Source organism: Xanthomonas bromi (assembly GCF_900092025.1).
In the GTDB taxonomy this organism is placed as follows: Bacteria; Pseudomonadota; Gammaproteobacteria; order Xanthomonadales; family Xanthomonadaceae; genus Xanthomonas; species Xanthomonas bromi.
Window position 1 is genome coordinate 22,698 of sequence record NZ_FLTX01000041.1, and the last position, 14,218, is coordinate 36,915.

10 protein-coding genes are annotated in these 14,218 nt (G+C 64.2%); 1 reads left to right on the plus strand and 9 read right to left on the minus strand.

Annotation, left to right across the window (positions count from 1 at the left end):
• Positions 1-171: 171 nt before the first annotated feature.
• From XBLMG947_RS13565 to XBLMG947_RS13605, 9 genes are all read right to left on the minus strand, one after another.
• Positions 172-2,127 (minus strand): response regulator, encoded by a 1,956-nt coding sequence (locus XBLMG947_RS13565; protein ID WP_181093246.1) that lies wholly within the window; start codon positions 2,125-2,127, stop codon positions 172-174.
• Entirely contained in the window at positions 2,117-2,992 is an 876-nt protein-coding gene (locus XBLMG947_RS13570; RefSeq protein WP_065469207.1) for a sensor histidine kinase, read from the minus strand. Before XBLMG947_RS13570 ends, XBLMG947_RS13565 begins: the two co-directional genes overlap by 11 nt.
• Positions 2,989-4,002: an ATP-binding protein gene (locus XBLMG947_RS13575; protein ID WP_065469208.1), complete on the minus strand. Its 1,014-nt coding sequence runs from the start codon at positions 4,000-4,002 to the stop codon at positions 2,989-2,991. Before XBLMG947_RS13575 ends, XBLMG947_RS13570 begins: the two co-directional genes overlap by 4 nt.
• Positions 3,993-4,388, minus strand: a complete 396-nt coding sequence (locus XBLMG947_RS13580) for an anti-sigma regulatory factor (RefSeq protein ID WP_065469209.1) — start codon at positions 4,386-4,388, stop codon at positions 3,993-3,995. The genes XBLMG947_RS13575 and XBLMG947_RS13580 overlap by 10 nt, the downstream gene beginning before the upstream one ends.
• Positions 4,385-4,747, minus strand: coding sequence for an STAS domain-containing protein (locus tag XBLMG947_RS13585; RefSeq protein WP_065469210.1), 363 nt, complete (start codon positions 4,745-4,747; stop codon positions 4,385-4,387). Before XBLMG947_RS13585 ends, XBLMG947_RS13580 begins: the two co-directional genes overlap by 4 nt.
• Before the next feature lies 1 nt (position 4,748).
• Positions 4,749-5,591, minus strand: a complete 843-nt coding sequence (locus XBLMG947_RS13590; RefSeq protein WP_065469211.1) for an STAS domain-containing protein — start codon at positions 5,589-5,591, stop codon at positions 4,749-4,751.
• A gap of 674 nt (positions 5,592-6,265) precedes the next feature.
• A complete protein-coding gene (locus tag XBLMG947_RS13595; RefSeq protein WP_065469212.1) occupies positions 6,266-8,590 on the minus strand; it encodes a hypothetical protein in 2,325 nt (774 codons plus the stop codon).
• 22 nt (positions 8,591-8,612) lie between these two features.
• On the minus strand, positions 8,613-10,478 hold the full coding sequence (locus XBLMG947_RS13600) for an ATP-binding protein (RefSeq protein WP_065469213.1): 1,866 nt from the start codon (positions 10,476-10,478) through the stop codon (positions 8,613-8,615).
• Between the two features lie 211 nt (positions 10,479-10,689).
• Positions 10,690-12,045 carry a helix-turn-helix transcriptional regulator gene (locus tag XBLMG947_RS13605; RefSeq protein WP_181093255.1) on the minus strand — a complete coding sequence of 452 codons (1,356 nt, stop codon included), beginning with the start codon at positions 12,043-12,045 and terminating at the stop codon, positions 10,690-10,692.
• A gap of 897 nt (positions 12,046-12,942) precedes the next feature.
• Between XBLMG947_RS13605 and XBLMG947_RS13610 the strand changes: the two genes are divergently transcribed.
• Positions 12,943-13,734: a winged helix-turn-helix transcriptional regulator gene (locus XBLMG947_RS13610; protein ID WP_065469215.1), complete on the plus strand. Its 792-nt coding sequence runs from the start codon at positions 12,943-12,945 to the stop codon at positions 13,732-13,734.
• The last annotated feature ends 484 nt before the right edge of the window (positions 13,735-14,218 follow it).

Here is a 14,218-nt window from a genome sequence, read left to right on the forward strand (position 1 = left end):
GCTCAGCACCGCGTCGGCCGGCGGTTTTCCAGGCGCCACATTCGGGCCGTACGCTTATACGCGGTGAGCGGCGCGCACGCATCGGCATGCAGATGTGGCGCATGCCGTTTTCGAGCAACGGCCGCGCACGCGCTTCAGCTGCGCATGAATTTTATCGACCGCTTCAACGTGCTACGCCCGCGCCAGCACGCTGCTGTCGAGCATCTGTCCCACCGTGTTGAGCAGATCGTTGAGGCTGAAGGGCTTGGGCAGCAGGGCCATGCCTTCGGCCAGGAATTCCTGCCGCGTGGCCGCGTTCTCGGCGTAGCCGGTAATGAACAAAATCGGCAGACCCGGACGTAGCATGCGCGCCACATCCGCCATGTCGCGCCCGTTCATGCCGGGCAGGCCGACATCGGAAACCACCAGATCGATATGCACCTCGGTGCGCAATTGTTCCAGCGCGCCGTTGGCATCTTCGGCTTCGATCACCTGGTAGCCGGCATCGCTGAGCACTTCGCTCACCATCATGCGCACCACATCGGTGTCGTCGACCAGCAGGATGCGCTCGTTACGCGTGCGCGGTGCGCTTGGCGCCGGTGCCGGCAGCACCTCGTTGGCCGAGAGCCCACGCGGCAACAGCAGCGCCACCGTGGTGCCACGCCCCACATGACTGGTGATGCGCGCGGTTCCGCCGGATTGACGTGCGAACCCGTAAGTCATCGACAAGCCCAGGCCGGTGCCTTCGCCAATCGGTTTGGTGGTGAAAAACGGTTCGAACACCTGGTCAAGAATGGCCGGCTCGATGCCGCTGCCGTTGTCGATCACATTCACTGCGACGTAGTCGCCGTCGTCCAGTTCCGGGTCGTTGTGCGCGGTGTAGGCTTCGCTCTGGATGCGGATGGTGCCCTGCCCTTTCAATGCATCGCGCGCATTGATCACCAGGTTGAGCACCACGTTTTCGAGCTGATTGGCATCGGCGATCGCCACCAGCGGCGTGGACGCAAGCTCCAGTTCCAACTCGATGTTTTCGCCGATCGACCGCTGCAGCATGTCTTCCAGCGAACGCACACGAATGTTGACGTCGAACGGTTGCGCATCCAGCGATTGCTTGCGTGCGAACGCCAGCATGCGCTGGGTCAGCGCGGCAGCACGGTGCGCCGAGCCGGTGGCGATCTCGGCCAGGCGGGGTACGCGCTCGATGCGGTTGGATTCCACCGCCAGCTGGATCATGTCCAACCCGGAAATGATGCTGGTCAGCAGGTTGTTGAAGTCGTGCGCGATGCCGCCGGTGAGCTTGCCCAGCGCTTCCATCTTCTGCGCCTGCAGCAGCTGGATTTCGGTGTGCTGACGCTGCGCGATCTGATGTGCGAGCTCGCTGGTGGCGGTATCCAGTTCCTGGCGCTGTTCGCGCTCGCGCAGGCGCTGCTCGGTGACGTCTTCCACCAACAACAGACCCAGATCCGGCTCGCGGTACGGAGACACCCGCCATTCGGTCTCGCACAGCTTGCCATCGCGCAGCAACGACATCGCTCCGCTCCAACGCTCACGTTGCGCCAGCGCGGTGGTCAGGGCGTGCACGGCGGCCGCCTGATCCAGCCCGGCGGCGTGGATCGCCTCGCCGGGCGTAGCGCTGCCGATCAGGCGCTGAAACGCGGCATTGGCGTCGTGCGTGTGCAGGTTGGCATCCACCACCGCAATCGGCGCGCTGATATGTTCGAAGATTTCGCGGAAGCGCGCTTCGCTGATGCGCAATGCCTCTTCTGCCCGACGGGCGCGCAGCAGCGTGCGCAGCGTGGCTACCAGCACGTTGGGGTCGACCGGATGGATCAGGTAGGCGTCGGCACCGGCATCCAGCCCGGTAATCATGTCGCCGGTGGCAATCGAGGCCGCCGAGACATGCACCACCGGCAGCAGCGCGGTGCGCGGCTCCGCGCGCAGTATCCGCACGATGTCGAAGCCGCTCATGTCCGGCAGATTGACGTCCAGCACGACCGCGGCAAACGTCTGTGCGGCCAGTGTGGCCAGACCTTCGGTGCCGGTGCCGGCTTCTTCGACCACGAACTGGTGATGTTCGAGCACGCGCCGCACCGAATAACGCGTCACCGCATTATCGTCGACGACCAGGATGTGCTGCTTACTGCCCACGTGCATCCTCCGCTGCCAACGTCACCGGCAGCACCACGTAAAATTCCGAGCCCTGCCCGACCACGCTGTTGATTCCGACCCGGCCGCCCAGCAATTCGGCGAACCGCTTGCAGATCGACAACCCCAGGCCGGTACCGGTGAGGCGTTTTTGCAGCGGCGAATCCACCTGTACGAAATCTTCGAACAAGGCCCCGTGAAGCTCGGCCGGAATGCCGATGCCGGTGTCCTGCACGCCAAAGCGGACGTGGGCATCGCCTTCCAGCTGCGCAAACACGCGCACATGCCCGTGCGGGGTGAATTTGAGCGCGTTGGAAATGAAATTGCGCAGGATCTGCGCCAGCTTCTTGTCGTCGGTGTAGAGCATCGGCAACACCGGCGGATCATCGAATATCAGCGTGGTCGTGCCCGTATCGGTGAGCGGACGGAACATGCCGCGCAAGGCCGCGAACAAGTCCATCAGGTCGAACCAGCCCGGCGAGATGGTGATGCGCCCGGCCTCGATCTTGGCCAGATCCAGCAGGTCGTCCACCATCTCGGTGAGCTCGCGCGCCGAACCGCTGACGAAGCGCACCTGCTTGAGCTGCTCATCGTTGAGCGGTCCGTCCATGCCGTCTTCCAGCAAGCGGGTGATGCTCAGGATCGAACCCAACGGCGTACGGAACTCGTGGCTCATGTACGACAGGAACCGACTTTTGAGTTCGGAGACATCGCGCAGCTGTTCGGCCTGCTGGTCGAGCTCGGCATACAGCGCCAGCACGCCCTGGTTGGTTTCTTCCAGCTCTTCGCGCAAGGCCTGATTCTGCTGCCGCAAGCTTTCGAGTTCGGCCGTCGTAGCGAGAGCCGATACATCGGTAGTCGAATTCATTGCATGCCTCCTAAGCGCATGACGAACACACAGCAATCGTCACGTCCACGCGTGTAATCGCGTAGCAGCAGCGCAGCCACGATGCGTGGGTGGCGCGAAAGCAGCCCGGGGTGGTCGCGCAGATTCCAGCGCGATTGCAGGCCATCGCTGTGCATCACCAACAGCTTGCCAGCCGCCTGCGGGAAGTCGAACGGTTGCGCCTTGCGAACCTGTGCGCCGACGATGCCCGGATGCGATGGCATGCCGCGCACGCCATCGCCGTCGCACAGCGATGCGACGATATTACCCACCCCGGCAAAGCGCACTTTGCCGCTGCTCGCATCGAACTGCATGACCGCCGCCGCGCCGCCGCGCGTACCGCTCATGCCGGCATGCAGCCGCGCGATGCGCTCGCCGGGCTCGCCATTGGCCAGCGCCGCAGCGCGCGTGCCGGCATCTGCCGCATCGGCCGCACCTGGCCCGTGGCCCAGACCGTCGATCACGCTGACAGTCACACGCTGCGCGTCGATCGCAAAGTGCCAACCATCGCCGCACACCACTTCGCTGTGTAGCGGCACGCGCAGCGCGCCGTAGGGCATATCCAATTCCGCACGTGGCTGGGCGAACACGCGCGCCAGCACAATCGCGCCCTTGGCATCGGAATAGGCATCCAGCAGCTGCGCCTGGCGCTTGATCGCACCCAGGCCGGTGCCCGGCGTGCCGGCGGTGGAATAGCCATCGCGCAGGCCATCTGCAAGCGTGAAGCCCGGGCCGTCATCGACAGCGCACAGCTCCACGCCCAAGCCGCCGTCGCGTGCAGCCACCGTAGACAGCTGCAGGAAACCGCCACGCCCATGTTTGACCATATTGGTGGCAAGTTCGGTGGCGACCAGCGCAACCCGCCCACAGCCGGCTTCGTCGAAGCCGAGTGCCTGTGCCAACGCGGTTGCTTCGCGGCGCGCCTGCCCGACTTGACTCGTTTCCTCGACACGAAACGAGCGGGTCACCGCGCCGGCGACATTCACTTCCATTTGGTGATGGTGATGCGCGTGCCCTCGCCCGGCGCTGTGTCGAGGACGAAGTCATCCACCAGCCGGCGGCTGCCGGACAGGCCCAGGCCGAGTCCGCCGCCGGAGGTCCAGCCATCGGTCAGCGCCAGGTCCAGATCGGGAATGCCGGGCCCCTGGTCGCGAAAGGTCAGCCGCACGCCCTTGCGGATGCCGCTTTCCACCAGCGCCCAATCCATGTCGCCGCCACCGCCGTAGATCACGGTGTTGCGCGCCAGCTCGCTGGCCGCGGTGACCAGCTTGGTCTGGTCGACCAGCCGCAGGCCGCATTGCACCACCAGCTTGCGCACGGTCTGCCGCGCGAGCACCACATCCTGTTCGGTGCGCACCGGTTGGGAACCCGTCGTCATGCAGTCTCGTCGGGTTGCTGCAACAGGCGCATGCCGCGTTCGACATTGAGCGCGGTGCGTACCGAGGGCAAGGTCAGGCCCAGCTCGACCAGCGTGATCGCCACGGCTGGCTGCATGCCCACCACCACGGTTTGCGCGTCCATGATTGCGGCCAGCCCGGAGATGGTGCTGATCATGCGACCGATGAACGAATCGACGATATCCAGCGCGGAAATGTCGATCAGCACGCCACGCGCGGAGGTGCTGCTGATCTTTTCCGACAGATCTTCCTGCAACTGCAGCGCGAGCTGATCGTGCATGTCCACCTGGATGGTGACCAGCAGTAGATCGCCCATCCGCAGGATCGGGATACGCTCCATGTCAGCTCGCCTTGCTGACGGTCACGCCGGTGCGCTTGAGCGCCAGCGCCAGCGCATCGGCCAGGTTGGCTTTGGTGACGATGCCTTGCAGATCCAGGCCCAGATGCACGATGGTCTGCGCAATCTGCGGGCGCACGCCGCTGATGATGGCATCGGCCCCCATCAGCCGGATCGCGGTGACGGTCTTGAGCAAGTGCTGCGCCACCAGCGTGTCCACGGTGGGCACGCCGGTGATGTCGATGATGGCGATTTCCGAGCCGGTATCGACAATGCGCTGCAACAGCGACTCCATCACCACCTGTGTACGCTGCGAATCCAGCGTGCCGATCATCGGCAAGGCCAGCACGCCGTCCCACAGTTTCACCACCGGAGTGGAGAGCTCCAGCATCTCTTCCTGCTGACGCACGATGATGTCTTCGCGGGTCTTCTGGAACGCCTTGACGGTGTACAGGCCCAGGCGGTCGAGCAATTCCGATAGCGCCCACAGCTGCTGGCCGAGCTCTTCCGGGGTACTGACGTATTCGCGCTGCACCAGCGCAAACAACACACGCTTGAGCGAAAAGATGAAGTTGGCGGTCTCCTGCGAATCGAAGCCGCGCGTGGCGCGGTCCCGCGAGAGATTTTCCAGAAAGCGCCGCACCTCGCTCCACTCGGCGCTGTCCAGGCTGCTGCCGTCGTCCTTCAACGAGGTCACCAGCAGGCGCAGGAATTCGCCCGCCTGCGCTTCGAACTCCTGCCGCGACAGACGCGCATCATTGCCCGGTGTGGAACCCAGCCATGCGGCCAGCAACGCACTTTCCTGGCCACGAATCGCATCGATGGAGCGCTGTTGCAATGCCACCATGAGATCACCCACCAAAAGAAGAAAAGGTTGGGCATGCGGGCTGGACTGCGCCCAAACCGACGCGGCGCCCCCACGCCGATGTATTGCACAATAAAGCAATTCAGGTTGGGCAACCAGCGGCCCAACCCGTAGCAGTCATCCGGTCCCTACCGAACGCAGTGTGGCATTGCAGCGTACGCGCCGAACGTACGCCGGTCCACGCCTGCGGATCTGCGCTGTGCCAGCGCTCATGCATGGCAGGGCGGCGCAAGAAACACCCGCACTCAGCGTGGACCCTAGCGACGGCCGATGGGAAGGCACGTCACTGCGCCTCGATCACCGGGCGTTTGGCTCTCGATCGGCAGTGACATCACTCAGGTCGGCAACGACCATCGAGTCCAGATTGGCTACTTGCGCGTAAGAGGCCGCAGAGCCATAGCGCTGCACGTGCGCTTGAAGGCAAGGCGTGCAGTTGAGCCATCGTCCTGTCGGCAACGCGGCACCGCATCCAACCCGAGGCGGTAGGCCGGCATCAGTGCGGCCAGCCGATCTTCATGGACGGATTGACGACACCAGATGTGGCGACGCGCATCGAGAGCCGCGCCAGTAAGCGCACCACGAATCCCGAATGCCCGATTCCCACTCCCGGCGGCGACCGAATGACCGGCCGCAACAGGACCATTCCGATCGCGTCCTTACAACCCGTAACGCTCCACCGCAGCCAGATGCCGCTGCGGATCCTGGCCGCAGGCTTCGGCAAGTCGCAACCAGCACATCGGATGCGGCCACTGCGCTGTGGCTGCAAGCAAGGCGCGATGCAATTCGAGCGGCGCAACCGCTTCCGGCAAGGCCACGGTGAACAGCACGCCCGGCAAACCCGAACCCGCCCCTTCCGGATCGAAGCCATCCGGATCGTCCGGGTCGATCAACCGATAGTCGTCGCGACTATGCAGCCACAGCTTCCAACCGCGCGCGTCGATATCATTGCGCAACGCATCGATGGCTGCTTCGCCAGGATGCACGCCGTCTACCAGCCAGCTGTTCGCATAGCCTCCCGCCTGCAGCACATGCACCTGCGCGTAAGTCGGCACAAAATGCTCGCGTTCGGCCTCGTCTTCCGGCAGCGGATACAGCAGTTCAGCGTCGAACACCACCCAGTCGCCGACATGCTGGCGCCGATGCGCGGGCGCGTTCTCGACGATGCGTGCAGTCACCGGGCCGGTCCGGCGCGCGTAATACTCGGCTAGCTCGCCATCGTCGATGCACCGCACGATCACCCAGCCCAAGGTCTCTTCGACCACGCCGCTGGTGCTGCTCAGCTCCATGCCGATCGCCTGCGCAGAGGCACGTACAGCGTCCCAATCCTGCGCCGCACTGGCCGCCGTCATGTGGTCCCAATACGCAGAACGCGGCTCTTCCAGCAGCTCGGTGAGTTGCCGGTAGACAGCGGCAGCCTCCGCAAACCGGTGGGTGTTGAGATACATGCGCGCCAACAGCCCACGCGCACCGTGCGAGCCGGGCGACAGCTCCACTAGTGCGGTGCAGGCGCGCTCCAACGCCGGCCAATCGGCCAACCGCTGCGCCAGCTGCGCCTCGCACCACAAGGCCGCCACCGGCACCTGCGGGCGATACAACTGCGCCAACCGACGCACACCGGCGTCATCGCCGCGGCCCAGCAACAGATTCATCAGACGAAACGTCGGGCTGGTCTCGCGATCGGCATGCCGCTGCACGAATGACCACAGCAAGGTGATCGCGTCCTCGTCGGCCGCGCAGGCGCTCAAGGCCGACGCAGTGGTGTCCACAAGCTCGGCATCGTCCGGACATTGCGCAACCGCCTGCAGCAGCCACTGCGCTTCGCGCTCGGGATTACGCGCGGCATCGTCGCCTCGCGCGTTCAACCATTCCAGTAATTGTGCGGCCGGGACCGGCGCGACTTCTCCCGCAGGCGCCGCATCGATGCGTGCGGCCAAATCATCCAGCACCTGCGTTGCCCCGCGGTCCTGGCGCAGCTTGGGCAGATGCGCACGCGCAAGCGCCAGATGCCGGCGTGCGGTCCATATCGCGCCACGCTGCAGTGCCAGGTCGATCGCAAGCTCGGCCGCCTCGATCAGCATGCGATATGCACCGACCTGCACGTAGTGATCGAGCATCAGCTGCAAGCGGCTGCCCAGGTCCCAGCTATTACGCTCGGGCGCAAGCGACACCAGCACTGCCACTGCACGCAACCAATGCAGGCGGTAACGCGGGGCAACCTTGCGCCATGGCAGCAGCGCTTCCATTGCTTCGTCGTCGCGATGCAACAAGGCCAGCGCGCGCGCTTTCTGCAGGCGCCGCGGCTGGCTGCAATTGGCCCACTCGGCGCCTTCGCGTGCTGCTTCGCGTTCGCGTTGCTCGATCAATGCCAGAGCGTCTTTCGCGCGCCCTAACGCGAGCAGGATCGAGATACGCATATCCGGCACGCCGTCATAGATCTCGCCACCGTGGGCCACGATGGTCTGCGTCTGCCGGTCCAGATACGCCAATGCCGCCTCGCCGCGCCCGTCGTCGAGCAAGGCATCGGCTTTTTCGCAACTCAGGCACTGATAGCACGACCAGTTCGGGTCGATGCGGCCCAGCGTTTCCTCGCAGACCTCGATACGCTCCTGCACCCAGCCCGGACCATCGATGTTGGCGTAGCACGCGGCAAGATCCTGGGTGACGCAGACCGACTGCGGGCAGTCCACCGCATCGGCACGGTGCGCCCGCTCGAACAGTGCCACCGCATCGCCCAGCGCGCGTTCGCCCTCGCACAGGTTGCCGACCCGGTTGCGCATTTCCCAATGACCGACAAAGACTTCCAGCCAGGGGTTGGCCAGGGTTTTGCCCAGCGCACGCGCCTCGGGCAGCAACGCTTCGGCACGTTCGATCTGCAGATCGCAGATATGGTCGGTCAGGCGGGTGAGCAGTTGCGCGTTCTGCGGCTGCCCGGCTTCGCCCAGATCGTCCTGCAGCTTCTCCACCCAGTTCCAGATTTCCATCGCACGTCCTTCGATGCGGCGCTCAGCGCGCCAGCAGTTGACTCACCGCCTCGGCAAGATCGCCGAAGGCCTTGTTCAGATCGCCACCACCCGCCTCGACACCGCCGGGCGGCGCGGTGCGGCCTTGCGCAGACACGATCACCTTCAGCGAGCGCAGCAACCGCGCCGCGACCACCGCCTGCGGATTGCCGGCACGCTGCGCGGCCAGCAAGGCCTGCAGCGCCGGATTATCGAGATTCAGATACAGCCGCTGAGTCTGCCGCGCTTCGATGCGCGCGGTGAATTGCCGCGCCAGCCGCAACGCCGCAGTGGACACCCGCTTGTCGTTCTCGTCCTGCTCCAGCCGACGTTTGAGCTCGGCCTCGCGATCAGGCACCACCACCAGCGGCAATTCCTGCGGACTGAAACGCGCCGGCACCAGCGCTTCGCCATCGCCCAGATGCTGTTCCAGCCAGGCCAGTTCATCGGCCGGCAGCGTGTCCAGATGGAACAACTGGCGGTTGCCCTGCTCGGTGCCCAGCTCGACCAGGCGTACCCCTTTGGCCTGTGCCCAACGCCGCAGAAACGGCACCACCGCATACCGATTTCCATAGGCCACCGGCACGCCCATCGCGCGGAACAGCGTTTCTTCGAAACCGCTGTCGCTGTCCAGGATCACATGCACCGCACCGCGCGACGGCAATTGCTGCGCCGGCAGATCGCCTTGCGACGTCGGCACCCGTACGTGTTCCAGCAGCAAGTCGAACAGGCGCTCATCGCACAGCGCCGCGCCCAGCAGGGCTTCGTTGTGACGTATCAGAATGCGTCGCCACGCTTCCGGCTGCTGGCGTGCGACATCGGCCAGGCCTTGCACCAGAGCCTCGGACAAGGCGTGCTGCACCGAGCTATAGACCGTATCGCGCTGCAAATCCTCGCGGCTTGCGGTAGGCGTCAACCGATTGGATTCGATCACCCCACCGATGAAGCCCGCCCACGGCGGCAGCAGCTCGCGCGCATTGTCGTCCAACAACATGCCACGCAGGAACACGGACAGATTGCGGTTGTCGCTGGTGCCATAGGTGGCGCCGTCCTGCACCCACAACAGGCCGACCGCATCGCTGCCCTCTTCCGCACGCACCGGCATGCAGCACAACGGCTCGAAATTGTGCTCGAAGCGCGCGGCGAACTCGCGTTGACGGCGCCAGGCCTGCACCGGATGCAGCGGCACGGCGTCCTGCATGCGCCACGGCGGCGGCTCGGGATTGATCGGCTGCGGATCGGCACCGATACAGATCGGCTCACGTAAGAGCGCGCAGTAACGCGACAGAATCTCGCGCAACCGTCCTTCCTGTGCCAACGACAGATAATCGTCGTGCAGTTCCAGCACCACCTCGGTGCCCACCTGCGCACGCGCCGGCATCGGGCTGACCGTGTACTGCTCAGCATTACTGGAGATGTAGCAATGACCCAGCGTGGGAGACTGGTACGAGGTCGTGCGTACGGTCACCCGCCGCGCCAGCACGAAGGCGGACAAAAAGCCCAGGCCGAACATGCCGATCAGGCCGCTGTCCTCGTGGCCGCCCTGGCGTAGCCCACGTGTGTAACCCACCCCCACGGTGGCCAGGTAATCGTGGATTTCCTGCTGGGTCAGTCCGGCACCGGTATCGACGATGCGCACGCTGCCTTGCGCGGCATCGGCATGCACTTCGATGCGCGATTCGCCTTGCCAATCGGGTTGTTCCAGACGGCGACGCAGGATGGAGTCGTGCGCGTTCTGTACCAGCTCGCGCAGCGCCACCACCGGAGTGGAATACAGGTGCTTGCTGAGGACCGACATCAGTCCATTGAGATCGACGCCTGCCCGCCGGATCTGCGAGGCGTCGTCCGCCTCGGAAGTGTGGTCTTGCATGATCGGTCGTCGTTTCCTCGGCGACGACGCCCATCCTCGGACGCGCCCCCCTGGGTGCCAGTGCCAGCCGGAAAGGATAGCCGCAAGCCACCTAGCACGCACGTCTCAGTTCAGCCCCTGCCCTACGTTGCGCACCGCGACGACCGCTGCATCCCCCGACAAAACGACCCGCCACGGCCCGATAGCGCTACCGAGCCGTGGCGTGCAGAGATTACCGCTGCAAGGTCTCCATCGGCGCCTCGTTGAAGTGCTGGCGATAGCCCTTGGCCAAGGCCGAACGGCTGCCCACGCCCCAGCGACTGGCCGCTTGCAACACGCTACCGCAGCCGCCTTCGGCCAGCAGTTCGTCGCGGATGCTCTGCATGCGGTAACGGCGCAGCACCTGGGTCGGCGACAGCCCGGTGGCGGACTTGAATGCCTGCTGCAGTGCGCGCCCGGTGACGCCGATTTGTGCGGCCACTTCATTGATCGACAGATCAGAGCGGTGCGCGTTGGTGATCATGTAGCTGTAGGCACGCCGATACTTGGCCGGCAAGCGGGCGGAAATATCGTCGCTGACGTTTGCCGGGATGCCGCTTTCCAGCAAGCGCGGCGCCTGCACCTCGCTGCGCAGGCATTGCACCGCGTCCAGCGCATAACGGTTGTAGAGCAACAACGCTTGTTCGGTGCGCCCGAGCGCCTGGCTGATCTTGGCCTGGCAATATTCAAATTCCAGGTTCCAGCGCGGCGCATGATGCCGGCCGGCACCGGCCAGCGCACGCTCGGCCAGATCGGCACGCCCTACCGCCAACGCAGCCAACGCCAGTTCCACCTGCGCGTCCTGACGCGCGCATGGCGGGCATCCGCTGGCCGCAGCGGGCAATGCATCGATCTGCGCATCGAAGCCGAAGGTATCGCCGCCGGCGATCCGCAGCAGGTTGCGCACATGCCGCATGCGCTGCGCCAGCACCGGCATGCTCTCGGCCAGATCGGCGATACAGGCGCGCAGATCGCTGGGCTCGAACGCATGCGCGGCATCTTCCTGGCGCAGTGTGGCCTGCCAGAACACATGATCCCCCATGCGATCGGAGCGGCGGATACGCAGCTGCGCAATCATGTCCAAGCGCAGCGCAGTGGCGACACGCAGCCAATCCGGTGCGCTGCTCTCCAGGTCGGCCAGCACCTCGTTGGCACGCTCCAACGTCTGCAAGGCCAGCGTGCTCTGTCCCAGGTGGAAGTGGGTCAGCGCCTTGCCCAGCAGGCTTTCGACGCACAGGCTGGATGGTGTTTCGCGATCCATCGCCAACTGCGCGAAGCAGTTCAACGCCGCGCTCAGGCGCCGCTGGCTCAGCATCAACCAGGCGGTGTTGCGGCACGACAGCAGGCGCAATTGGCGCTGCTGTCCGCGCATCGCCTTCAACGCCTGCCGATACGCATCTTCGGCCTCTTCTTGATATTCCAGGATCAGCAGCGCATCGCCGCTGGCACCGAACAGGCTGACCTCATCGTCGGCCCCATCGGTTGCGCCCTGTCCGTCGCGTCGCTGTTGTAGGTGCTGCAGTCCCTGCGGCCAAGCACCAACCAGCATCCTGCTCGTATAGGTAGGAAGACGTTCTGCGTAAGACAACGCAGAAATCGCTGCAAAGTAGGTGGAAAGGATCATGCCGGTCTCTCTCTTGAGGGGGCGAAGCAAAAGACAACAAACGCCGAACTCGCTGGCGCAAACGATTGTATGCAGCGGATCCAATAGATTTTCTAACTCGAAGACACTGAAAAAATCAAAAAACCTCACTCTGTCCTCGGATGTGCACGTCGTGCGTTTCGCGAGGCACGGTGAGTTTTTAGATACCGATTGCGTCGTCTTGTGTCGGACATTTCATGCCATGCGGTCGGGTATTGATGCAGTCGAGGTGCACCAATGCTCCCGCGTCGCCGGAGAACGTCTGCGAACACGCTGCTTCCACGCACATTGACCGTTGTCAGCCGCAGTCATGGCGATGTCACATTGCTGCGCGTGCCCGCATACCGAAGCTGACTCGATGGCTGGCAGCAGGGCGGATCGCGCAGGCAGATTGCAGTCGACGTATTCCAGATCCGAGCGATCGCACTACAAATCGCAATAGCTTGGTCTAGACCTTGGCCGCCCGATGCACCTGGTCTCGCATCTCGGTACGTCACTGCGCCGCGGCGGCATGCGCAATAAGCGCATTCGGCCCAGACATGCCCGACATGTCAGAACTCCGTTACGCCTAGATGAGCGCGAGTTAAAGCTACCCGCTGCAAACCCGAAGAATCGTACGCAACCATGAAACTTTTGGTCCTTGCAATGGTACATACCATTGGTCCGGTTCTGCCGGGCTTCCCCGGCAACCACTGGTCCGACGATGCATCGATTTCTCTATCTGGGTTCTGTCTTGACGTCGGCCGACCGGCATCGGCATCCGACCGACGACTGGCTTATGCGCCGCCCCCGGCAGGTCGGCTGATGCACGACCAGTGCCCCCACACACACGGATCGGCGTTCCTGTTGACGCAGGACGCGCGCCTGGCCTCGCAGGTCCATGCCAGCCTCGCAACGCTCTCGCACAATTTTTCGGTGTTTTCCGATGAATTGGAGCTACTGCGTTCACTGCGGCATTCGCCTTGCGAGCTACTGGTGTTCGATGCCAGCTGCGTCGCTGCCGACGACAGCTCGCTGCTGGCCTGGCAGCGCTGCCACAGTGGTCACCCCACGCCGTTGATCGTGCTTGGACGTTTCGATTGCGCCGACGAGATTCTGGGCTGGTATCGCGCAGGCGCGCAGGAGGTGCTGTCCATTCCCTTCAATTCGCACGAATTGCAAGTGCGCGCGGCCCTGGCGATGTCGCCGGTGGCGCATGCCTGCCCGGAGGCGCAGCAACTCAGCGTTGGCCCCTACCAGTTGATCCGCGACGAAAATACCGTGTATCTGCATGGCAAGCCGATCGTGTTGACCGCACGCGAGTTCTCGATTGCCTGGCTGCTATTTTCAAGCCCCGGCGTGTGCTTCCGGCGTTGCCAGCTGGCCAAGGCGGTCTGGGGCAGCCACACCGAATTCACCGACCGCACCATGGAGCAGCACATCTACAAGCTGCGCAAGAAACTGCAGTTGAGCAATCACAGCAGTGCGGTGCGCATCAGAACCGTGTACTCGCACGGCTACAAATTGGAGCTGGCGCTGCACGACAAGGAGGCAACGACGATGAGCAAGACCGTCAGCCCGAGTCTCAGCCCGGCACATCGCGCAGCCGCCTGCTGAGCAAGCGCGCTGCTGCAGATATGCGATCCGCGTTGCGCAGGTCCCGCTCGCACTGTAGCGACAGGTTACGGTGACATTGCGTGCATTGGCGCGCTATCGACAACAGCGCGGGTTACAGCGACATTTCACCCGCATCGTGCGATGTGAATTCGCGTTCTGCATGTATCGGGCCACGTCATTGCGTCGGCATTGCACAACGCGGTGCGCATGCTGACCCGTGTTGAGCTGCATCGTTATATCGCTGATGCGACATGGCGGCGACCACTGACGTCATGCCTGCTGCATCGACACTCGCGCTCCAGCGATGCACCAAGCACGCAACTGCGTGCCGCGTGCCATCCCGGTAGTCCGATGCGGACGTACCGGCTTGCAGGCGTCCGATAGCAGCCAGATGCACGCAATCCACTGCCTTTGGTGCACGCCGACGGGGCGCGTGATGTGTTTCGCGCCCACCGCTTTCAAGGGTCGGCACAGCCGCCCCGAT